This is a genomic window from Kerstersia similis (assembly GCF_965139615.1).
Lineage (GTDB): Bacteria > Pseudomonadota > Gammaproteobacteria > Burkholderiales > Burkholderiaceae_B > Kerstersia > Kerstersia similis.
The window spans coordinates 1-21298 of record NZ_CBCSIQ010000017.1; the positions used below are offsets into that span (position 1 = coordinate 1).

General features: G+C 61.2%; 17 protein-coding genes and 1 tRNA gene. 9 read left to right on the forward strand and 9 right to left on the reverse strand.

From position 1 onward, the window contains the following. Positions 1–6 precede the first annotated feature (6 nt). From ACNA1V_RS11320 to pdxR, 4 genes are all read right to left on the reverse strand, one after another. Positions 7–1182, reverse strand: a complete 1176-nt coding sequence (locus tag ACNA1V_RS11320; RefSeq protein WP_415833714.1) for a hypothetical protein — start codon at positions 1180–1182, stop codon at positions 7–9. Between the two features lie 270 nt (positions 1183–1452). Next, positions 1453–2697 (reverse strand): type II toxin-antitoxin system HipA family toxin, encoded by a 1245-nt coding sequence (locus ACNA1V_RS11325; RefSeq protein ID WP_415833715.1) that lies wholly within the window; start codon positions 2695–2697, stop codon positions 1453–1455. Beyond that, complete coding sequence (locus ACNA1V_RS11330; protein ID WP_415833716.1) at positions 2694–3059, reverse strand: helix-turn-helix domain-containing protein; 366 nt, start codon at positions 3057–3059, stop codon at positions 2694–2696. Before ACNA1V_RS11330 ends, ACNA1V_RS11325 begins: the two co-directional genes overlap by 4 nt. A gap of 209 nt (positions 3060–3268) precedes the next feature. Beyond that, positions 3269–4780 (reverse strand): MocR-like pyridoxine biosynthesis transcription factor PdxR, encoded by a 1512-nt coding sequence (gene pdxR / locus ACNA1V_RS11335; protein ID WP_415833717.1) that lies wholly within the window; start codon positions 4778–4780, stop codon positions 3269–3271. 111 nt (positions 4781–4891) lie between these two features. Between pdxR and ACNA1V_RS11340 the strand changes: the two genes are divergently transcribed. From ACNA1V_RS11340 to glyA, 4 genes are read left to right on the forward strand one after another with little or no spacing between them, the layout of a single operon-like run. Continuing rightward, entirely contained in the window at positions 4892–5716 is an 825-nt protein-coding gene (locus tag ACNA1V_RS11340; RefSeq protein WP_415833718.1) for a YggS family pyridoxal phosphate-dependent enzyme, read from the forward strand. After that, entirely contained in the window at positions 5713–6612 is a 900-nt protein-coding gene (gene pdxK, locus ACNA1V_RS11345) for a pyridoxine/pyridoxal/pyridoxamine kinase (protein WP_415833719.1), read from the forward strand. The genes ACNA1V_RS11340 and pdxK overlap by 4 nt, the downstream gene beginning before the upstream one ends. A gap of 15 nt (positions 6613–6627) precedes the next feature. Continuing rightward, on the forward strand, positions 6628–7491 hold the full coding sequence (locus ACNA1V_RS11350; RefSeq protein ID WP_415833720.1) for a tryptophan synthase subunit alpha: 864 nt from the start codon (positions 6628–6630) through the stop codon (positions 7489–7491). A 10-nt stretch (positions 7492–7501) separates the two neighbouring features. Beyond that, a complete protein-coding gene (glyA, locus tag ACNA1V_RS11355) occupies positions 7502–8767 on the forward strand; it encodes a serine hydroxymethyltransferase (protein WP_415833721.1) in 1266 nt (421 codons plus the stop codon). A gap of 59 nt (positions 8768–8826) precedes the next feature. Here glyA and ptsJ read toward each other — a convergent pair whose 3' ends face one another. After that, positions 8827–10125: a MocR-like B6 salvage transcription factor PtsJ gene (gene ptsJ, locus ACNA1V_RS11360; protein ID WP_415833789.1), complete on the reverse strand. Its 1299-nt coding sequence runs from the start codon at positions 10123–10125 to the stop codon at positions 8827–8829. Positions 10126–10242: 117 nt separating this feature from the next. After that, a tRNA-Cys gene (locus ACNA1V_RS11365) sits at positions 10243–10316 on the reverse strand. 139 nt (positions 10317–10455) lie between these two features. On the opposite strand from ACNA1V_RS11365, the gene ACNA1V_RS11370 reads away from it, so the two are divergent. Then, the gene (locus ACNA1V_RS11370) at positions 10456–12720 is read left to right on the forward strand and encodes an Orn/Lys/Arg family decarboxylase (protein ID WP_415833722.1); all 2265 of its coding nucleotides are present in this window, start codon (positions 10456–10458) and stop codon (positions 12718–12720) included. Here ACNA1V_RS11370 and hisC read toward each other — a convergent pair. Both hisC and serC read right to left on the reverse strand, forming a co-directional pair. Beyond that, the gene (hisC, locus tag ACNA1V_RS11375; protein ID WP_415833723.1) at positions 12696–13862 is read right to left on the reverse strand and encodes a histidinol-phosphate transaminase; all 1167 of its coding nucleotides are present in this window, start codon (positions 13860–13862) and stop codon (positions 12696–12698) included. The genes ACNA1V_RS11370 and hisC overlap by 25 nt on opposite strands. Before the next feature lie 2 nt (positions 13863–13864). After that, a complete protein-coding gene (gene serC / locus ACNA1V_RS11380) occupies positions 13865–14983 on the reverse strand; it encodes a 3-phosphoserine/phosphohydroxythreonine transaminase (protein WP_415833724.1) in 1119 nt (372 codons plus the stop codon). A gap of 233 nt (positions 14984–15216) precedes the next feature. Between serC and asd the strand changes: the two genes are divergently transcribed. Further along, positions 15217–16059 carry an archaetidylserine decarboxylase gene (gene asd, locus ACNA1V_RS11385; protein ID WP_415833725.1) on the forward strand — a complete coding sequence of 281 codons (843 nt, stop codon included), beginning with the start codon at positions 15217–15219 and terminating at the stop codon, positions 16057–16059. A 95-nt stretch (positions 16060–16154) separates the two neighbouring features. Beyond that, positions 16155–16955: a hypothetical protein gene (locus tag ACNA1V_RS11390; protein WP_415833726.1), complete on the forward strand. Its 801-nt coding sequence runs from the start codon at positions 16155–16157 to the stop codon at positions 16953–16955. 76 nt (positions 16956–17031) lie between these two features. On the opposite strand, the gene ACNA1V_RS11395 is transcribed toward ACNA1V_RS11390, so the two are convergent. Next, positions 17032–17952: a LysR family transcriptional regulator gene (locus tag ACNA1V_RS11395; RefSeq protein WP_415833727.1), complete on the reverse strand. Its 921-nt coding sequence runs from the start codon at positions 17950–17952 to the stop codon at positions 17032–17034. A gap of 106 nt (positions 17953–18058) precedes the next feature. On the opposite strand from ACNA1V_RS11395, the gene aptA reads away from it, so the two are divergent. Further along, complete coding sequence (gene aptA, locus ACNA1V_RS11400; protein ID WP_415833728.1) at positions 18059–19405, forward strand: omega-aminotransferase AptA; 1347 nt, start codon at positions 18059–18061, stop codon at positions 19403–19405. Positions 19406–19515: 110 nt separating this feature from the next. Then, the gene (locus ACNA1V_RS11405; protein ID WP_415833790.1) at positions 19516–21027 is read left to right on the forward strand and encodes a CoA-acylating methylmalonate-semialdehyde dehydrogenase; all 1512 of its coding nucleotides are present in this window, start codon (positions 19516–19518) and stop codon (positions 21025–21027) included. The last annotated feature ends 271 nt before the right edge of the window (positions 21028–21298 follow it).

A 21298-nucleotide genomic window follows, 5' to 3' on the forward strand; every position in this document is an offset into this window, starting at 1 on the left:
AACTGTTCAAGCAGTTCGGCTGGAATAACCGGCAATACCGGCAGTGGGGTCTTTGTCTTGCGAGGCATAATCACTCCTTGAGTGCATGTTATGCCTTAAACACGAAATCTCTGACAGGCCCCGACCCACTTTGCGAATGAGGGGCTCGTAGTTCGGCTCTATATGGAAAAGCCACATGCGGAGAATCTCTCCTCTATAGGAATCGTCAAAGGCGGGAGCCATCTCGCTTGGCGTAAGTTGAGGGGTGAGGCGAACAATGCGTGCGTCCGCCGTCGTAAGCCATTCAAAATGCCTAGAGACCATGCCAGCGGTCGATCCAATCATCTCGAACTCCTGTGCCTCATTGCGTTCGGGCGGCTGTGCAAAAAATTCTATGAAATCCACCCTGTCGCCGTCCATCTTCGCAACGGGGCCGTGTTCTTCCCAAGTTGAGTGAAACATCAGGTAGAACGCCACTTGCCGCTCTAATTCACAGAGTATCTCCCTTCCCTCAGAATAGAACGAGAGGGCGCTGATAATGAAGTTAGCGACACCGTCCTCGTTGATTGCACTTGGGCATTCTGGCTTTGCATGTATGCGGCAAATGAGCGGGGGAACTACGCCAATCATTCGGTCGCCAAAGGCTCCGGCAATGTTTCGCTGCAGGGCATCTGGAAATCGTAGATTTATCGTACCTTTTGGTGTCTCGAAGTCTTCTACCTTGTTTATGGTCCATTGCCCAAACGACTGCCAATAAACGGCAATCGTGAGTGAGTGGCCCTTGAGATAGGCATAGCGCTTGAGCCTTGCCAAGTAATTCTTGCTGAACGTCACCGGTTTACTGATGGTCTCCGTACGCGCGTGCTTGACTTCCACGAAGTAGCGCTCACCAGTTTTTAGCGCTACGAAGTAGTCGGGGGCTTGGACATCGGCCCCGTCATAGAGTGGGGCCGCTGTATCTTCTGAAGCAATCAGCTCTGCCTGCCCCAACGAAGCCACCATGTACTCGAACATCTTCTCGGCCCGGCGGCCGATCAGAAGACGCATATCCTCAATTCCAAGCTTGGTGGCTTCGTCAAAGGAAAACACCTCGCCAATGCGGTTCAGTGGAAGATTGAACTCCTGTCCAATATCCGCAGCCAAATCTAATGCGCCAAGCCTAGTTGACTGTCTTGCTACGCGTTTCATTGCATTCTTCTTCACTCTATCGTTATCCGGGAAATCTAGCATGCGCACTGACAAGGAATCTTAGCAGGCGCTCGGACCCACGAGCTTTGCCCTACCGCTGAGCCGCGGCCTACTGACTTTTCAGAGCAAGCGGCACCATGGGCTGTGGGCGAATGGGATTGCGACCCGCAAAAACGTTGCACAGCGCCTGAACATGTCTGCTTCCAGCCTGAAGCTGTCACTGGCAGCACGACTTCAAGGGCAGCTTCTGGCCGAAAGCAGTCCTCTGCACGGCAGCCTTAATCCCTATACTTTGTTTGCCGAGAACGCTCCCGCAGTCAAATCAATATCCGCACCGCTAATATGAGTTCGACGAGCAACGTGCTGCCAATGACCGACGGCCACGACGATTTCATCCACAATTTGCCGTGCTTGCACATCGTTCAGCCAATAAAAAGCGGCTGTGCTGAGGACTGTTTCCAGGCTAGGTCGATTATCTACGTCGTCAAGGTTCAAGACATGCTCGGCCTTGTCGATATTCGGATTGACGTCAAACGCGGGGGCAAGCCTCCATCCGGTTTTGCCAAGCACGAATCCGTGATTGCGAAGGTGGTCGTCGCGGTTGCCAACTGCGACGTTGAACGCCACTCGCCGGAATAGCTGTTCCAAGTCTGCATCCGCATGCTCGGCATCCCCCTGGGTGCGAATGAACTGCGCCAATTCCAGATAGCTCGTCCCTTCACTTTGAGTCTTGCGAAGCAATGTCATTGCCGAGGCATAGAAGCGTCGCGAACCCTTGGTGCGATCGAACCGTTGGATGCAGAAGGTATGGAAGTCGTTGTTTAGCTTGATGAGCTTCGCAGGCGGTACGTCTATCCCCGCTTCTTGCGCGAGCTGGTGGACGACATACTCCCAAGCGCCGACGTCTCGATCGTCATCCCTGGCTGGGAACTTGCCGATCCAGAGTGAGCCGTCGGTGTCGGTAAAGTTGGCCTTTGGTCTTGCGCCCCCCAAAGACGCGCCAGGTGCGACGAGTACGGCGAGCCACTTTCGTAGCGCATCCAGATCGTCGATACGCCGGTTGCTGAGTTGGTAGGCCACGGCTTCCAACTCTCGTAGTGTTGTCACCGGCGGCGCCGCCATTTTCTCGTCGCCGAGAAACGCTTCCGTACCTGGCCGGCGAAAGCGCAGGGCGCCTTGGCGCGTGAGGTCTTGCACGCCGATCAGGAAGTCCCAGGCGTACAGCGTACGGGGAGAGCGTTGCTCGTCCTTAGCCAGCAACGCCTCGCGCCGCTTCATCAATGTTTGTCCCCATCGGTCTGGTGACGAATCCAGGAAGATGCCGAAGTTGCCTAGCTCAGGCTTGGGGAAAAAAGGGTGTTCGTCGAGAGAGAGGTCAGGGTCCAGCGCAAAGGCGCGAGGGTCTTGTAGCCAATCGCGTTCGTAATGGAAGCGGATCTGGCCGCGGTCATGGGCGAGCGTGCCGACCTGGCGTGCAGGGCCAAGGTCATCGTCCAACCAGACTTCCAAGGTATTGTCCTGCGCGCTCATGTTGACTCCTCGTTGTTTGAGGCTGACGAGGGTTTGGCCACTTTGGTAGGGGTGGTCGGGCGGCGCTTGGAAGTTGGTTCAAGCGCCAGGTCCTGCAGTTTCCGACCAACTTTGTCGTCGGCCCCAAGCTGATTGAGGTCGCCCTCAAGACCTAGTACGGCCAGAACCCGAACATAGGACCCCAGCGTGGCCCCTGGATCACCCGCCTCAACCTTGTACAGGGTGGTCCTTGATATTCCTGCTCGTTGCGCGACGATGGCGTTGCTTAACTTGCGTCGCTTGCGGGCAAGGCGCAGCCGTTCTCCCAACGCTGACAGGAGATGCTGCTCTTGAGGAAAGAGGATGGGTGGTTTACGTGGCATGTTTGCTATTATGGTCTTTATTGATAAATTTTGTCCATAATAGAAAAAATATAGGCTTTGTTATTGAAGCCTTTGGATAGTGGCAGCCGTCATCATATCGCTCCCAAGTACGTGACATCCTTGCTTCTTTAGCGAGGATTTCAAATGATTCATTAAAGGGTTGGGTGCCAAGTCCGACTTCATTCGTCCGAATCAAGTCTTTCCACCCCTCACCGCCATTCCCCACCCTTTCTTTCCAGCGCACGCAACACGCTCGCCAGCTTCTTGACGGCGATTTCCATTTCGCCCGGCGTATGCGCTGCGAACCCCGTCAGGAACCCGGCCCGGTGCTGTGTGGAGGCGTGCAGGGCGGTCAGGCCCAGCAGGTCTATGCCTGCCCTGCGTGCCGTGGCGACGGCCTCGGTTTCAGGGATGTCCTGGGTCAGCAGGCACGGCATTTGCATGCCGCCGTCGGGGATGCGGGGTTCCAGGAAGCCGCCCAGGTGTTCGCGCACCAGCCGCGCCAGGACGTCGCGCCGCTCGGCATAGACGGCCCGCATCGTGCGGACATGGGCGCCGAAATGCCCGCCGTCTATGAAGCGCGCCAGGGTCAGCTGGGGAATGGGCGCGCTGTGCCCGTCCAGCAGGGTGCGCGCGACGCTCATGGGGGCGACGAGCTGCGGCGGCAGGACCATATAGCCGATGCGCAGGCCGGGAAACAGCGATTTGCTGAAGGTGCCGATGTAGATCGTGCGGTCATGCGGGTCCAGTCCTTGCACGCAGGCCGTGGGCTTGCCGACGTAGTGGAATTCGCTGTCGTAGTCGTCTTCGATGATCCAGGCCTGCTCGCGCTGAGCCCAGTCGATGATGGCCAGGCGTCGTTCCAGTGCCAGCGTCGTGCCGGTGGGAAACTGGTGGGAGGGCGTGAGAAATACCGCCGTGGCCGACGCTTCCGGCGATCTGGCCTGGCGCAGGTATTCCGTTCGCATGCCTTCGGCATCCAGGGGCACAGGCACGCAAGTCAGGCCGGCAGCGTCGAAGGCCTTGCGAGCACCATGGTAAACGGGGTCTTCGATGTAGATGCGGTCACCGGCATCGAGCAGAACATTGGCGCATAGGGTCAGGGCCTGCTGGGAACTGGTCAGTACCAGTACCCGGTCTGCTGAGGCATGCGCCCCGCGTTCAAGATTGACGTAGTCGGCAATGGCCTGGCGCAGCGCTTCCAGGCCTTGCGGCGGGCTGTGCAGCAGGATGCTGGTGCCATATTCCTTGATGACCTGGCGCTGCAGGCGTTCCCAGGTATGCAGCGGAAAGTTGCGGGTTTCCGGCACGCCGGGAGCAAAGGCGCGCGGCGCCACGAAGTCGCGCAGGCCGCCGCTTTCCAGCATGGCGCAGCCACGCTGGCTCAGGCGCAGCGCCGGTCTGTGCTGGGTTGCCTGTGGCGAGCGCTGGCGGCCAGGCCGGCGCTGTATCTGCTCGGAGACATAGGTGCCGCTGCCTACCCGTCGCTCGATGAAGCCCTCGGTTTGCAGCTGGCCATAGGCTTCCTCCACCGTGCCGCGTGAAACGCCCAGCGAACGAGCCAGCAGGCGCGATGCGGGCAAGGGGCGGCCGGCTTCCAGCGCACCGCTGAGGATCAGTTGCCGTATTGCCCGCCGGATGCGGGCATGCAGTGGCAAGGCGCTATGCGTAGGGTCGGCGATCCATGCTTTGACGGATTCAAGTTGGGCGTGCTTGAACAATTGGTCTATATGCTTGTGAAAAAGTGGTCAGGTTTTATGGGCCATTTCGGATATATAAATCAGTCATGAGTCTGGATCAATCGCATGTATCTCAGGAGCCACAGTTACGCCATGTCGGAATCAATAGGAACTCAAACTCGGCACGACCAGCATGGCCGCTATCCGCAGGCCGCTACCGTCGAAGATTTTCGCCAGAATATTGCTGATGTGCAGGCGCGTATCGCCGCTGCCTGCCTGCGAGCGGGACGCGATCCCGCCAGCGTCCGGCTGCTGCCGGTCAGCAAGACCAAGCCCGAGTCCAGTCTGCGCCTGGCCTATGCCGCCGGTTGCCGCCTGCTGGGGGAAAACAAGGTTCAGGAGGCCTATGGCAAGTGGGAGGCCATGCAGGATCTGACCGACCTGCGCTGGTCGGTGATCGGCCACCTGCAAACCAACAAGGCCCGGCTGGTGGCACGCTTTGCAAGCGAATTCCAGGCCCTGGACAGCCTGCGCCTGGCGGAAGCGCTGGACAAGCGTTTGCAGGCCGAAGGACGGTCGCTGGATGTGTTTGTCCAGGTGAATACTTCCGGGGAGGAAAGCAAGTACGGCCTGGCGCCGGAAGATGTCGAAGGTTTCATCAAACAGTTGCCTGCGTTTTCCGCGCTGCGGGTGCGCGGCCTGATGACCCTGGCACTGTTTTCCGCCGAAGCCGAGCGCGTGCGGCAATGTTTCATCCTGCTGCGCAATCTGCGCGACAGGCTGCGGCAGGACGCACCGGCAGGGATAGACCTGGCGGAACTGTCCATGGGCATGTCGGGCGACTTCGAAATCGCCATCGAGGAGGGGGCCACGGTGGTGCGTGTGGGCCAGGCCATTTTCGGCGCCCGTCCCTTGCCGGACAGCTATTACTGGCCATCGGCTGCCGGCGCCCAGGACAGTCCAGAGGCATCATCATGAATCCGCTGCCGATAGATGTGGTGTCCGTGCAGTCCCAGGTGGTCTATGGCCGCGTGGGCAATAGCGTGGCCGTTCCTACCCTGGAAGCCTTGGGCGTGTCTGTGGCCGCGGTGCCGACCGTGCTGTTCAGCAATACCCCACACTATCCGAGCATCCATGGTGGTGCGGTGCCTGTGCAATGGTTTGCCGGCTATCTGAATGATCTTGTGGCGCGGGGTGCCTTGCAGGCATTGCGGGCGGTGCTGGTCGGCTATCTGGGCGGCCCGGAACAGGCAGGCGCGCTGGTGGGCTGGCTGAGGGAGCAACTGTGCCGGCAGGCGGATATGCGTATCGTGGTCGATCCGGTGTTGGGGGATCACGATCACGGCATCTATGTCGATGCCGGGCTGGTGGACGCCTATCGCCGCGATATTCTGCCGCTGGCGGACGGGCTGACGCCCAATGGTTTCGAATTGGCCCAGCTGACCGGCCTGCCAGTGGGGGACACCGCTTGCGTTATCGCCGCTGCGCGTACGCTGCTGACGGGCCGGACCGAATGGGTCGCCGTGACCAGCGCTGCGCCCGAGGCCTGTGCCAGCGACGAAATGCAGGTGGTGCTGGTGACACGCACGCAGGCTGAAGTCATTACGCATCCACGCATCGCGCTGGCACCCAAGGGAACCGGCGATATGTTCTGCGCCGCCCTGACCGGGCATTGGCTCAATGGCGTCGAGCTGCCGGAGGCTGCTTCGCTGGCATGTGATCAGGTGGTGCGGGCCTTGCACCGTACCAGCCGGGCGCAGTGTGCCGAATTGCTGTTGCCGCCGGTCTGCCGCGAGGGTTCGGTTCATGATCCTGCGCAGCACGCCTTGCCGGGTGAGCGCCTGCGCCATTTCACCTACCAGATTCAAGACTGAACCGGAGGCCGGGGTATGGGACGGATCGCCGCCACCTTCGAGCGCTTGGGCCAGCAGTCACGCAAGGCACTGATAGCCTCCGTGACAGCAGGCTATCCGCATGCGGAGATCACGCCGGCATTGATGCACGTGCTGGTCGAGGCCGGGGCGGACATCATCGAGCTGGGCATGCCAGCCGTGGAGCTGCGAACCTGCGTTCAGCCTGTGCCTGATGTTCCCGGTGACGATGGGGCGGGGTCTCTGGCGACCCGCTGGCGTCAGATACTGGATCAGGTTGCGCAGTTCCGCCTGTCCGATACCGCTACCCCCGTCGTGCTGGCAGGCCCGGCCCGGTACATCGAAGGCCACGGTGCTTGGCTTCGGCCAGCGGCACTGGCCGAAGCGGTCGCCTTGGCCGGGGGGGATGGCGTGTTGGTTTTCGACCCGTCTCCCACCTTGTCTGACGCCTTGGCGTTGCCGCTGCGCGGCTGCGGCCTGGACTGGATTGTCGGCCTGGCGCCAGCGGTTGCAGAGGATGAGGTCCGGCAACTGGCCGGTCGTGCCAGCGGTTATGCCCATGGCCGCTTCTTCACCGGCGAGGCCGCTGTGCGTCCCGCAGAACTGGTGCAGGTGCAAGACCGCTTATGGCGCATACGCCAGCATATTGCCATTCCCTTGGGGCTGGCTACAGGCGCCGGAGAGATGGAAACCGCCCGTCGGCTTGCCAGCATGGCGGATGCGCTCATCATCGGCCCGTGGCTGGCCGCGCAACTGGCGGACAAACCGGCCGCCGCCGCGCTGGCGGCAGCCAGTGATCTTTTCCGGGAGCTGCGCCGCCAGCTGGATATGGACATCCCCGGCGCGTCCCGCGCCTCGAAACATCCCCCTTTCCGACGATAGGACTTTCATCATGTACGACTTATCCCTGACCCTTGCCGAATTCGATCCCGAGCTTGCCGCCGCCGTGCAGCGTGAAGAACGCCGCCAGGAGGACCATGTCGAGCTGATCGCTTCCGAAAACTATGCCAGTCCGCTGGTCATGGCGATCCAGAATTCGGTGTTTACCAACAAATATGCCGAAGGTTATCCGGGCAAGCGCTATTACAGCGGCTGTGAAAACGTGGATGTGGCCGAAAGCCTGGCCATCGAACGTCTCAAGCAGCTGTTCGATTGCGATTACGCCAACGTCCAGCCACATGCCGGCGCGCAGGCCAATGCCGCTGTGTTCCTGGCGCTGGCCCAGCCTGGCGATACGGTCATGGGCATGAATCTGGCCCAGGGCGGCCACCTGACGCACGGCAACCCGTCGAATTTCTCCGGCCGGCATTACAAGATCGTGCCTTATGGCCTGAATACGGAAACAGGCCTGATCGACTATGACGAGATGGAACGCATTGCGCTGGCGACCCGGCCCAAGATGCTGATCGGGGGCTTTTCCGCCTATTCGCGCTACAAGGACTGGGCACGCATGCGCGCCATTGCCGACAAGGTGGGGGCCATCTTCTGGGTGGACATGGCGCACGTTGCCGGCCTGGTTGCTGCCGGTGAATATCCGAACCCGCTGCCGCACGCCCATGTGGTGACCAGCACCACCCACAAGACCATGCGCGGCCCGCGCGGCGGCATCATTCTTGCCAAAGGCCAGGATGACGAGTTCTACCGCAAGCTCAATTCCGCCGTATTCCCTGGCGTTCAGGGCGGCCCGCTGATGCACGTGATCGCAGCCAAGGCCATTGCCTTCAAGGAAGCCCTGCAACCGGCGTTCAAGACCTATCAACGCCAGGTCTTGATCAATGCCCGCGCCATGGCGGCGGTGCTGATGCAGCGCGGTTACCGCATTGTTTCCGGCGGCACCGACAATCACCTGATGCTGATCGACCTGTCGAGCAAACCCTACACCGGCAAGGATGCCGATGCCGCTCTGAGCGATGCCTATATCACGACGAACAAGAACTCCGTACCCAATGATCCGCGCTCGCCTTTTGTGACCTCCGGGCTGCGTATCGGCACGCCCGCGGTCACGACGCGCGGCTTCGGCGTGGTTGAATGTGAACAGCTGGCAGGCTGGCTGTGCGATGTGCTGGATGCCCTGGAAGCGGGGCGTCTGGAAGCGGTGGTGCCACAGGTGCGCGAGCAGGTCGTGGCGCTCTGCCGCAGACATCCCGTGTACCGCTGACCCGGCACATGGGGGGCTGGCGCGATCCTTGCAAATCCGCAAGGATCGCGCCAGCCGTCTTAACCCAGGCTGCGCCGGATATCCCGGGCCAACTGCGCGCATTGCGCCGGGCTGATGCTTGAAATGGTGATGCGCAGCCCCTGGACGGCCTCATCCACCGAGAAACTCCGGCCCTGGCGCACCAGCCAGCCCTGGCGGGCCAGATCCAGCGCAACAGCCTGGTCGTCTGTCTCCAGGGGGATCCAGAGGTTGAGGCCGTCCCCGTCGGGCTGGAATCCCACGCCTTCGTGGTGCAAGGCCTGTTCCAGCGCCAGGCGTCGCTGGCGGTAGTCCGCCCGGGCACTGGCCAGCAGGCTGGCGGTTTCAGCTTGGGTGATGATGGTTTCGACGATGTCTTGCAGCAGGTGGCTGACCCAATTCGTGCCGGACGTCAGCCGCAGGCGCAATTGTCGTGAAGTGACGCTGTCGCTGGCGATGGCCGCCATGCGGATATCCGGCCCGAGGGCCTTGGTGAATGAACGGATGAGGGCCCAGCGCGCCGCCTCTTTCGGAATGACGGAGTGATAGGTGGCGTCCGACAGCAGGGCGAAGTGATCGTCCACGATGACCAGAACGTTGGGGTGCCGGGCCAGTACGCGAGAGATGGCGCGGGCCCGCTTTTCGCTCAGGCTGCAGCCGGTGGGATTGTGCGCCCGCGGGGTCAGGATGACCGCCCGGGCGCCTTTTTCCAGCGCGGTTTCCAGCTCACCCGCCAGCATGCCTTCGGCATCGACAGGTACGCCACTTGCCTGCAGGCCCAGGGTGCGCAAAGTATGCAGGCTGCTCAGAAAGCAGGGGTTCTCGACCGCGACCTTATCGCCTGCAGCCAGATAGGCAATAAGCAGTCTTTCAATGGCGTCGATGGCGCCATGCGCCAGGTCGATCTCAATGTCCTGTGGCGGGCAATCCGGCGTCATCCACTGCTGGAGATGCTGCTTCAGGCCAGGGTTGACGGAAGGTTCGCCATAGAGCCGAGGCTGGTAGGGCTTGCGCTGCAAGGCTGCGGCGATATCCGGCAGCCAGTCAGGATTGGGGTTGCCGCTGGCCAGGTCGGTCAGCGGAGAGCCTGCCAGTGTTCCTTCCTGTTCGCCAGGATCGCACTGATTGCGGATGATCGTGCCGAGACGGCCATGGGTGGAAGCGATGCCTGCAACCACCAGCCGACGATAGGCCGCCGCCACGGTATTCCTGCCGATGCCCAGCGTGGCCGCCAGATCCCGTACCGGCGGCAGGGAGTCACCGGGGCGTAGTTGTTGCGATTGCGCCAGGGCGCGCACGCAGTCGAAGAGTTCCGCAGCGGTCTTGCCTTGTATCGCCATATCGTTCCGTGACAAAGATCTGTTCCGGACAGGCCAGCACTCATTTTGGCCTGCCAATCTGAAAGATTGGATTTTGCCATAGCCCAGGCTGGTGCAATGGACCAGGGCAAAGGCTGGTGGAGGCGCGGGTTGGAATCGAACCAACCTGAATGGATTTGCAATCCATCGCATGGCCACTTTGCTACCGCGCCGTGTTTTGTCATGGGACAAAACGTATTATGATCCGTGTCGAAGATTTGGGCAAGTGTTTTTCAACACTCTGGGGGGCAGCAGGCCTCGGAACCCAGCACTTTCCAGTTTTCGAACCCTTTTCCCTCGACAGGACACGCCATGCCGTTCCACTTTCCCATCGTCATCATTGACGAAGACTTCCGTTCAGAAAACTCCTCGGGCCTGGGCATACGCGCACTGGCGCAGGCGATCCAGTCCGAAGGGTTCGATGCCCTCGGCGTCACCAGCTACCACGACCTCAGCCAATTCGCCCAGCAGCAGAGCCGCGCCAGCACCTTCATCCTCTCCATAGACGATGAGGAGTTCACCCACGACGCTGAAACCGCGCCTGCACTGCAGAACATCCGCACATTCATCCGTGAAGTGCGGCGGCGCAATGTGGATGTGCCGATCTATGTGTACGGAGAAACGAAAACAGCGCGCCACATGCCGAACGACATCCTGCGCGAACTGCACGGTGTCTTGCACATGTTTGAGGACACGCCGGAATTCGTTGCACGCCATCTGATCCGCGAGGCGAAAAACTATCTCAACGGCATCAAGCCGCCGTTCCTGAAGGCCTTGCTGGACTATGCGGAAGATGGCTCCTATTCCTGGCACTGCCCTGGACACTCCGGTGGCGTGGCTTTTTTGAAGAGTCCGGTGGGGCAGGTGTTCCATCAGTTCTTCGGTGAAAACATGCTGCGTGCGGATGTCTGCAATGCCGTGGAGGAACTGGGCCAGTTGCTTGATCACAATGGCGCCATCGGTGCCAGCGAACGCAATGCGGCGCGCATCTTCAATGCGGATCACTGCTTTTTCGTGACCAACGGCACCAGCACGAGCAACAAGATCGTCTGGCAGCATGCGGTAGCGCCTGGCGATGTCGTGGTCGTGGACAGGAATTGCCATAAGTCCATCCTGCATAGCATCGTGCTGACAGGCGCCATTCCGGTTTTCCTGCGCCCCACGCGCAACCATCTTGGCATCATCGGACCGATTCCGCGCGAGGCGTTCTCCCCGGCAGCCATCAAGGCCAGGATGCGTGAGCACCCCTTGCTGGCCGGCAGGGACACGGATGCGCTCACGCCGCGTGTGCTGGTGCTGACGCAGTCCACCTATGACGGCATCATGTATGACACTGAAGTCATCAAGTCCGCGCTGGATGGCTATGTCGAGGCATTGCATTTCGACGAAGCCTGGATTCCCCACGCGGCTTTTCATCCGTTCTACAGCACGTATCACGCCATGGGCAAGAAACGCGCGCGGCCGGTCAGTTCCGTGGTGTATTCCACGCAATCGACCCACAAGCTCCTGGCTGGCATCAGCCAGGCCAGCCATATCCTGGTGCAGGATGCCGCGAATCCGCGTTTTGACAGGCACCTGTTCAACGAGGCGTATCTTATGCATACGTCCACATCGCCGCAGTACGCCATCATTGCCAGCTGCGATGTGGCCGCCGCCATGATGGAGCCGCCGGGAGGCCAGACGCTCGTTGAGGAAAGCATTGCCGAAGCGCTGGATTTTCGTCGTGCCATGCGCCAGGTGGGCGAGCAGTTTCCGGCCGGGGATTGGTGGTTCAAGGTGTGGGGGCCGGAGACGCCGGAAATGGAAGGCATGGGCAGCGCGCAGGACTGGGTATTGTCCGGCGCTGGCCAGGACGCGCAGTGGCATGGCTTTGGCGAGATAGAGGCAGGCTTCAATATGCTCGACCCGATCAAGGCCACCATCGTGACGCCTGGCCTGAATCTGGACGGGCGTTTTGACGCCACCGGGATACCTGCGCCCATCGTGACCAAGTTCCTGGCAGAGCACGGCGTGATCATTGAAAAAACCGGGCTCTACAGCTTCTTCATCATGTTCACCATCGGCATTACCAAAGGCCGTTGGAATTCCCTGGTAACGGCCTTGCAGCAGTTCAAGGACGACTACGTCCGCAACGTTCCGATGTGGCGCATCTTGCCGGATTTCTGCCAGAAATATCCGTGCTACGAGGAAATGGGTTTGCGTGACCTCTGCGAACATGTCCATGCCATCTATGCACGCCACGATATTGCCCGCCTGACGACCGGCATGTACCTGGAAGAAGCAGTACCGGCGATGAAGCCCAGCGAAGCCTATGCGCATATCGCCACGCACCGGACAGAACGGGTGGAAATCGACCAGCTGGAAGGCCGCATCACGACCAGCCTGATTACGCCATACCCGCCAGGAATCCCCTTGTTGATTCCTGGCGAGGTCTTCAATCGGACGATTGTCGAGTATCTACAGTTCTCTCGTGAATTGCATCGTCTGGCGCCGGGATTCAGCACCGATATCCACGGTTTCGTGGAAGTGAAGGACGCGGCGGGCCAGGCGCGTTATTTCGTGGACTGCGTGGCCTGAGTGCAGTGGCGGCCAGCGGCGGGGGGCGCCGGCCTGCTTTCCCGCCTGGCTGCTGTCCGGCCCAGCACACCGGCCAGCACGTTCAGCAGGCGTGCCGTCTGCAGATCCGTGCCGACAGAGATGCGCAGGAATTGCGCGATCCGTTCCTGAGGAAAATGGCGCACCAGGATTTTTGCTGCGCGCAGCTGGCCGGCCAGCTGCGCCGCATCGTGATCCGGGTGCCGGACAAATAGGAAGTTGGTACAGGATGGCAGCACATCGAAACCCAGGCCGGCGAGTTGTTGTGCCAAGTGTTCCCGAGTGGCGATGACGGCTTTGCGTGTCTGTTCGAAGTAGGTCAGGTCTTCGAAGGCGGCAATGGCGCCTTGCTGGGCCAGACGCCCCAACGGATAGGAGTTGAAGCTGTTCTTCACGCCTTTCAAGGCATTGATCAGGCTTTCCTGGCCGATTGCAAAGCCCACGCGCAGGCCGGCGAGCGCGCGCGATTTGGACAGGGTCTGGACGATCAGCAGATTGGGGTGCTGCGCCACCAGGCTGATCGCGGAATGGCCGCCGAAATCGACATAGGCTTCATCCACCAGCACAACACGATCAGGGTTGATGGCCAACAGATAGCGGATCGCATCCAGGGAGAGACCTTCTCCGGTCGGGGCATTGGGATTGGCAATGACGATACCTGCGATATCACCCTCGGCCTGGGCCTGTTCGGCAAACTTCGCCGGATCCAGGCGCAGCGCGTCATCGACAGCGACCGGCAGGGGCGGGATGCCGAACAGCTGGCAATAGACTTTATAAAAACCATAGGTGATGTCCGGCACGAGCAGCCTGGCATGGCCGTGGCGGAAGAAGGCGCTGAAGGCATGGGCCAGGATTTCGTCGGAACCATTGCCCACGAAGACCTGGCTGTGCCTGACACCGTAGAACGAGGCAATCGTGGCGCACAGCATCTCGGATTCCGGATCCGGGTACAGCGCCAGATTCCGGTTCGCTTCATCACAAATGCTGTCTATGACTCGCGGCGAGGGCGGGTATGGGTTCTCGTTGGTATTGAGCTTGAGGACGCCTGCGTCCAGCGGCTGTTCGCCGGGCTGATAGGGGCGCAAATCACGAATCAGCGGGCTGATGAAAGACGAGTTTTCCATGGTCATGCCTGCCTGCGTTCGAAGTCCTGGAGATAGGCGATCAGGGCATCGACACCCTCATCGGTCATGGCGTTGTAAAGGCTGGCGCGCATGCCGCCCACGGAGTTGTGCCCCCTGAGCTGAAGCAGCCCGTGCCGGGCCGCGCCATCGAGAAACGCTTCGTCGCGCTGTGCGTCGGCCAGCGTAAAGGGGACGTTCATCCATGAGCGCACAGCCGGATCGACCCGATTGATATAGAAATCGCTGGCGTCCAGGGCGGCATACAGCTTGGCTGCCTGCCGCTGATTGCGGACTTCCAGCGCTGCCAGGCCGCTCAGTTCTCCTTCACGCTGACGCAGCATCCAGTCCACCATCAGGCCGACCAGATAGATGCCCCATGTCGGCGGGGTGTTGTACATGGATTGGTTGCGCGCCACCAGCTCGTAATTGAATGCGCTGGGACAAATGGGCATGGCCCGGCCCAGCAAGGCCTCGCGCACGAAGACCAGCGTCAGGCCCGCCGGACCCAGGTTTTTCTGCGCCCCGGCAAACGCCATGCCGATCCGGCGCCAGTCAAAGCGCCTGGAAGCAATATCGGAGGAACAGTCCACGACCAGCGGCGCGTCGGTGCCCAGCGCGGCCAGATCCGGCAGTTCATGGAACTGCACGCCCTGGATGGTCTCGTTGCTGCACAGATGCACATAGGCCGCGCCGGGGCTGATATTCCAGCTTGCCGCTGGCGGAATGCCTGTATGGCCAGAGGTTTCGCCGCTGGCGGCGATACGTGCGGCGCTGGCATAGCGGCCGGCTTCTTCATAGGACTTTCTGCTCCAGCTGCCGGTCAATACGAAATCGAGAACGCCACCTTGCGAAAGATTCAGCGGTGCAATGGCGTTCTCGCCGATGCCGCCGCCTTGCAGGAACAGGATGTGAAAGTCGGGCGGTACATCCAGCAGCGTGCGCAGTCCCGAGACCGCATGCTCGTAGATGGCGATGAACTCCGGGCCGCGATGGCTCATTTCCATCACGCTCATGCCACTGCCGTGCCAATCCGGCAATTCGTCAGCAGCCTGCTGGAGGACTTCTGCGGGCAGTGTTGCCGGGCCGGGGCCGAAATTGAAGGGGCGCTGCTGTGTTGTCATGGTTTCAGATCGAAGAATGTCACCCGTCGGGGTGGTGGGCAGGCTCGGACCGGATCAGGAGGGCCTGAGCAAAAAAGTGTTGGGGGTGCCGGAACAGCCTTGGCCGGGCTCGGTGCCGTACACAGCCAGGGATTGATGGCGGGTTCCAGATAGCCAATTTTGTCATATGCCAGTATATATTATGTACCGGTACAATAATATCCGTGTCAACACTTGCCTACGTTATCCATGCCATGTCCGTTTCCGTCCTGTTGCAGCATCTCCTGCCTTTGCGCCTGCTGACGCGTGTGGCTGGCCATCTGGCGCAGAATCGCCATCCGCTGGTCGCGCAGGCCCTGATCCGGTCTTTCATGTGGCGGCATGGCGTGACCCTGCACGAAGCAGGCCGCCCGATGCCGGCCGACTATCCGAGCTTCAATGACTTCTTTGCCCGGAAACTCCGGCCTGGCGCGCGTCCCCTTGCCCAGTCACGCTGGGTCAGCCCCGCTGACGGCACGGTGAGCCAGCTGGGCTGGATAGGCGCCGGGCGGATGATCCAGGCCAAGCAGCGAGCCTATGCCGTCGATGAACTGCTGGCCGATGCGGAGCTTGCCCGCCATTTCGAAGGCGGGCGCTTTACCACCGTATATTTGAGCCCGCGTGACTATCACCGCGTCCACATGCCGTGTGCCGGGCGCCTATTGGGCATGCGGCATGTGCCTGGAACGTTTTTTTCGGTGCGACCGGATATCGTGCGTGGCATTGATAGCCTGCTGGCCCGCAATGAACGGCTCGTCTGCTGGTTCGAGCATCCGCAGCATGGGATCTTCGCCATGGTGCTGGTCGGCGCGGCCATCGTCGGCAGCATTTCGACCGTCTGGCATGGCCAGGTCAGCCAGACGGGCCGGGGGCCGATACGCCAATGGGCCTATCGTGGCGGCGAGCCTGCGACGGATCTGGCGCAAGGCGCTGAAATGGGGCATTTCCAGCTGGGTTCCACCGTCGTGGTGCTGATGCCGCAGGCAGCGCTGGAGTTTCATCCTGGCTGGCAGGAAGGACAATTGGTGCGCCAGGGGCAGGCCATGAGCCACGTGTGAAACTCGGCCGGCTTGCCGCGCGAGTGCCGCCAACTGTCTGGTCCGGGCTATGCTTGTTTGTGCCGCGCCTGTTTTTTCCATGACGAGTCGATCCCATGTCTGAAAACCACCAGTTCCTCTGTCCGCGCGATATGCACTTGCCGCCGCCGGACTGGCGCGCGCTGCAAGCCCGCTTGCTGGCGGGCGGATATGTGCTGGAGCCTCGTGGCGCCATGATTCCGCGTCCAGCCCTGTTGAACCTGAGTTTTGCGCTGGCGGCCCTGAATGCCGGGTCGTACCAGTATGACGAGCGCCAGCGCACGACGGGCGATGTGCTGGTGCAGTATGTGCGGGCCGGTTATCTGCCGGCGGATCTGCCGATTCGGCACGACGCGACGATAGAAGAAACGCAGGCCTTGCTGGCCAGCCGGGGCATCGAGCTGGCGCGCCTGTATTCGGATGACGAAGGCAGTGACTGGCACAGCCCGCAGTACTGCCTGGGGCCGGCAGCCCGGCCCTGGCTCAGCCAGGAAGCACAGGCTGCCTATGATGCGCAGCCCGTGGATTTTCCGTTGATGCTGCTGGCTTACGACGGCCCGGCGCCAGCAGTGGCCGTTGGGGAAAATCTGGACAATCCCTGTTTGCCCGGCACGCAGGAAGCATTGGTTTGCCTGCCGCCGTTCGATTCGCCGGCCGATTTCATCGGTGCGGCCTACGATGATCCTGCGGCGCAGTGGTATTGCACGGCCCAGGGACGCAGCTATCGCATCCTGGAGTTGGATTGGCAATACAGCCTGGCGATGGGCTTTCGCATGGTGCGGCTGGCGGGGCTGGATCAGTCCAGCGCCGAGGGGATGGCGGCCTTGATCGGCCAGTTGGCAGGTGTGCCAATGGTATGCAGCCATCGGCATTTGTAATCATGCATAAAGACAAGGCGGCGGCTGGCCCGGATGCCGTCGATGGTATCCGGGCCAGCGCGCGTCAAGGCTTTACTCAGCGTGGGCTTTGACCGTCGTTGGCGAGAGTCGTCAGGAAGTGATCGACCAGCAGGTTCGAGCGCCTGCCCTTGCGGGTGGCGATGGTCAGCGGTACGGTGAACTGCATGCGTTCGGGCTGCAAGGCCACCATCAGGCCTTTTTCTACCCAGGTGGCGGCATAGTGGCAGGGCAGGAAGCCGATGTATTCGCCGGTGAGGATCAGGAAGGCGATGCCTTCGCGGTCGGTGGCGCGGGCGACGCAGTTGAGGTCCTGGTGCAGCCGCAAGGCTTCGGCAGTCATGCGATAGCCCGGGGCCACGGTGCCGGCCTGCTGGATCTGCGCCAGAGTCGCCTGGCCGCCAGTGCAAGCCAGCGGATGCAGATGGCTGCAGTAGAGCAGGGAAATTTCATCGTAGAGCGGCAGGTATTCCAGCCCGGAAAGCGGCGTGATATCGGGTAGGGCGCCGATGTGCAGGCGTCCGTCGAACAGGCCGCGCTCGATGTCTCCGGGTGTGCTCATGCTGATGTTGATGCGGATGCCGTCGCTCTGGCGGCGCAGGTCGCGCAGCGTGTTGGTGATGCGGGTGCGGGTCTGGGTCACGAGGTTATTCATCAGCCCCAGATTCAGCTCGCCGCGCAGATGGTTATGCAGCTGGTTGACTTCGCGCCGGAAGTCTTCGATGGATGCCAGCAGGGCCTCGCTGGCCCTCAGGATTTCCCTACCCTGGTCGGTCAGGGCAAACCCTGCGCGGCCACGTTGGCATAAGCGCATGCCCAGGCGTTTTTCCAGGTCGGACATATGCTGGCTGATGGCCGAGCGAGTGATGCCCAGCGCGCTTTCCGCAGCGGCAAAGCCCCCATATTCGGCCACGGTACGGAAAACCAGCAGCATGCGCAGATCGAAATCCGTGACCTGGGCCAAAAAGTTCTTTTCCATTCAGGTTAGAAAATAGATAAGTATTGTTGAGAACATTTGTATTTTACTCATCTAATCTGCTGGGCATAATGAGTCGCATCATTCCTTACAATAAAGGGGTATCGCGATGAATTTGCAGACATTTTCCCCATCCGAGACGGAGACGGGCCTGAACCTGAAGGCGCATTGGATGCCTTTCAGTTCCAACAGGAATTTCCAGAAGGACCCGCGCCTGATCATCGCGGCATCCGGCCATTGGCTGATCGACGCCACGGGCCGCAAGGTGTTCGACGGCCTGTCCGGTCTCTGGACCTGCGGTGCCGGCCATAGCCGGACGGAAATCCAGGAAGCGGTCGCTCAGCAACTGGGCACGCTGGATTATGCGCCGGCCTTCCAATTCAGCCATCCGCTGGCCTTTCAGCTGGCGGAGAAAGTGGCCGAGCTGGCACCGGGCAAGCTGAACCATGTGTTCTTCACCAACTCGGGTTCCGAGTGTGCGGATACTGCCGTGAAGCTGGCACGTGCCTATTGGCGTATCCGTGGTCAGGCGTCCAAGACGAAAATGATAGGCCGTGCGCGTGGATACCACGGTGTGAACGTCGCGGGCACCAGCCTGGGCGGTATCGGCGGCAATCGCAAGATGTTCGGTGTGCTGATGGATGCGGACCACCTGCCGCACACCTTGCAGGCCGGTTGCGAATTCACGCGCGGTCAGGCCGAGACTGGCGGTGTGGCATTGGCCAACGATCTGCTGCGCCTGATCGAACTGCATGATGCGTCGAATATCGCCGCCGTGATCGTCGAGCCGATGTCCGGGTCGGCCGGCGTGCTGGTGCCGCCGCAAGGCTATCTGCAACGCCTGCGCGAAATCTGCGACCAGCACAATATCCTGCTGATTTTCGATGAAGTGATCACTGGTTTTGGCCGCATGGGCAGCACGACCGGCGCGGAATTCTTCGGCGTGACGCCGGACATCATGACGGTTGCTAAGCAGCTGACCAATGGCGCCATCCCGATGGGGGCCGTGATTGCCAGCGATGCGATCTACGACACCTTCATGGGGCAGGACATCGGTGAGCATCTGGTCGAGTTCGGCCATGGCTACACCTACTCCGCGCATCCAGTGGCTTGCGCTGCGGGGCTGGCCACACTGGAACTGCTGGAACGCGAAAGCCTGATCGAACGCGCCGCCGCGCTGGCGCCGCACTTCGAGCAGGCGCTGCATGGCCTCAAGGGCACTCGCCATGTCATCGACATCCGCAATTGCGGCTTGGCCGGCGCCCTGCAACTGGCGCCCCGCGACGGCGATCCCGCCATCCGTCCGTTCGAGGCCGGGCTGGCGCTGTGGCGCAAAGGGTTTTATGTGCGCTTCGGTGGCGACACCCTGCAGTTCGGGCCGCCTTTCACCGCTACACCAGCCGAACTCGACAGCCTGTTCAATGCCGTGGGCGAGGTTCTCAACCAGGTGCCTTGAGCACTCACCAGGATTACACGCAGGCCGGCGCGGCTCGCCTGCGTCACCGGGCGGTTCAGGCCATGGACGGCCCGGTGGCCATCGCGCAATAACAACAATTTCCAAGATTCATCCGAGGAGACAAGAGTATGTCGATCATTCCGCATCTGATTGATGGCGTTCGGGTTCAGGGGGGCGGCCGCCAGGCGGATGTCTATAATCCTTCGACAGGCGAGGTCACCGGGCAGGTGGCGCTGGCCGACGCCGCAACGCTGCAGCAGGCCATCGCTTCGGCCAGCGCCGCATTTCCCGCATGGCGCAATACGCCGCCGGCGCGCCGGGCCCAGGTGCTGTTCCGTTTCAAGCAGTTGCTGGAGCAGCACCAGGATGAAATCTCGTTGCTGATCAGCCAGGAGCATGGCAAGACGATCGAAGACGCGGCAGGCGAGCTCAAGCGCGGTATAGAAAACGTTGAATATGCCTGCGCCGCGCCGGAATTGCTCAAGGGCGAATACAACCGCAATGTCGGCCCCGCCATCGACGCATGGAGCGATTTCCAGCCCCTGGGTGTCGTGGCCGGCATCACGCCATTCAACTTCCCGGCCATGGTGCCGCTGTGGATGTATCCGCTGGCCATCGCTTGCGGCAATACCTTCATTCTCAAGCCCTCGGAACGCGATCCCAGCTCCACCTTGCGCATTGCCGAACTGTTCCTGGAGGCGGGCCTGCCAAAGGGGGTGCTCAATGTGGTGAACGGCGACAAGGAGGCCGTGGACGGGCTGATCGTCGCGCCCGAGGTCAAGGCCCTGAGCTTTGTCGGTTCTACGCCGATTGCCGAGTACATCTATGCCGAAGGCTGCCGCCATGGCAAACGGGTGCAGGCCCTGGGCGGCGCGAAGAACCATGCCGTGCTGCTGCCGGACGCGGATCTCGATAATGCCGTCAATGCCTTGATGGGCGCGGCCTACGGTTCCTGCGGCGAGCGCTGCATGGCGATATCGGTTGCCGTGTGCGTGGGCGACGCGGTCGCGGATGCGCTGGTGGAAAAACTGGTGCCCAGTATCCAGGCGCTCAGGATAGGGGCAGGGACGTCCTGCGGGCTGGACATGGGGCCGCTGGTGACGGCGGCAGCGCGCGACCGGGTGCAAGGCTATATCGACGCCGGGGTGCAGGCCGGGGCGAAGCTGGTGGTGGATGGCCGCAACCTGAAGGTGGCTGGCTATGAGTCGGGTTTCTTTGTTGGCGGCACGCTGTTTGATCATGTCCGGCCGGACATGAGCATCTATACCGATGAAATTTTCGGGCCGGTGCTGTGCATTGTGCGGGTCGATAGCCTGGAAGCCGCCATGCAGCTCATCAACGAACATGAGTATGGCAACGGTACCTGCATCTTCACGCGTGATGGTGAAGCGGCACGTTTGTTCTGCGATGAAATCGAAGTGGGAATGGTCGGGGTCAACGTGCCCTTGCCCGTGCCGGTCGCTTATCACAGCTTCGGCGGCTGGAAGCGTTCGCTCTTTGGCGATCTGCATGCCTATGGTCCCGATGGCGTGCGCTTCTATACCCGCCGCAAGGCCATTACCCAGCGTTGGCCGCAGCGCGCCACCCATGAGGCTTCACAGTTCGCATTCCCCAGCCTCTAGGCAAGAACATAAACAGGCATGACCCGCACCGGTCATGCCTGTTTTCGTTACGGGAGCTAGACCGGAACAGACGGTGGCAGTGGTAGAGGGTAGTGGCAGTGAACAAAAGGAGAAAAGGCCCACAAGGCCTTGGCGAGACAACAAATGATGGCGGCCTTCCACCTTATAAAACATGCGCCGCCGCATGGCAGGCAGCGTCCCGATGATATGTGCTTACCGTTGCCGTATCCCCGCGGAACCTGGCCCTGTCGATGCATACAGGAGACAAAAA

Bases quoted from the DNA above. Each gene is read 5' to 3' on its own strand.
- ptsJ (WP_415833789.1), bottom strand. From the start codon at position 10,125: ATGGCGATACAAGGCAAGACCGCTGCGGAACTCTTCGACTGCGTGCGC.
- ACNA1V_RS11390 (WP_415833726.1), top strand. From the start codon at position 16,155: ATGTCTGAAAACCACCAGTTCCTCTGTCCGCGCGATATGCACTTGCCG.
- aptA (WP_415833728.1), top strand. From the start codon at position 18,059: ATGAATTTGCAGACATTTTCCCCATCCGAGACGGAGACGGGCCTGAAC.
- ACNA1V_RS11350 (WP_415833720.1), top strand. From the start codon at position 6,628: ATGGGACGGATCGCCGCCACCTTCGAGCGCTTGGGCCAGCAGTCACGC.
- asd (WP_415833725.1), top strand. From the start codon at position 15,217: ATGTCCGTTTCCGTCCTGTTGCAGCATCTCCTGCCTTTGCGCCTGCTG.
- ACNA1V_RS11330 (WP_415833716.1), bottom strand. From the start codon at position 3,059: ATGCCACGTAAACCACCCATCCTCTTTCCTCAAGAGCAGCATCTCCTG.
- ACNA1V_RS11395 (WP_415833727.1), bottom strand. From the start codon at position 17,952: ATGGAAAAGAACTTTTTGGCCCAGGTCACGGATTTCGATCTGCGCATG.
- pdxK (WP_415833719.1), top strand. From the start codon at position 5,713: ATGAATCCGCTGCCGATAGATGTGGTGTCCGTGCAGTCCCAGGTGGTC.
- ACNA1V_RS11340 (WP_415833718.1), top strand. From the start codon at position 4,892: ATGTCGGAATCAATAGGAACTCAAACTCGGCACGACCAGCATGGCCGC.
- ACNA1V_RS11325 (WP_415833715.1), bottom strand. From the start codon at position 2,697: ATGAGCGCGCAGGACAATACCTTGGAAGTCTGGTTGGACGATGACCTT.
- glyA (WP_415833721.1), top strand. From the start codon at position 7,502: ATGTACGACTTATCCCTGACCCTTGCCGAATTCGATCCCGAGCTTGCC.
- ACNA1V_RS11370 (WP_415833722.1), top strand. From the start codon at position 10,456: ATGCCGTTCCACTTTCCCATCGTCATCATTGACGAAGACTTCCGTTCA.
- hisC (WP_415833723.1), bottom strand. From the start codon at position 13,862: ATGGAAAACTCGTCTTTCATCAGCCCGCTGATTCGTGATTTGCGCCCC.
- serC (WP_415833724.1), bottom strand. From the start codon at position 14,983: ATGACAACACAGCAGCGCCCCTTCAATTTCGGCCCCGGCCCGGCAACA.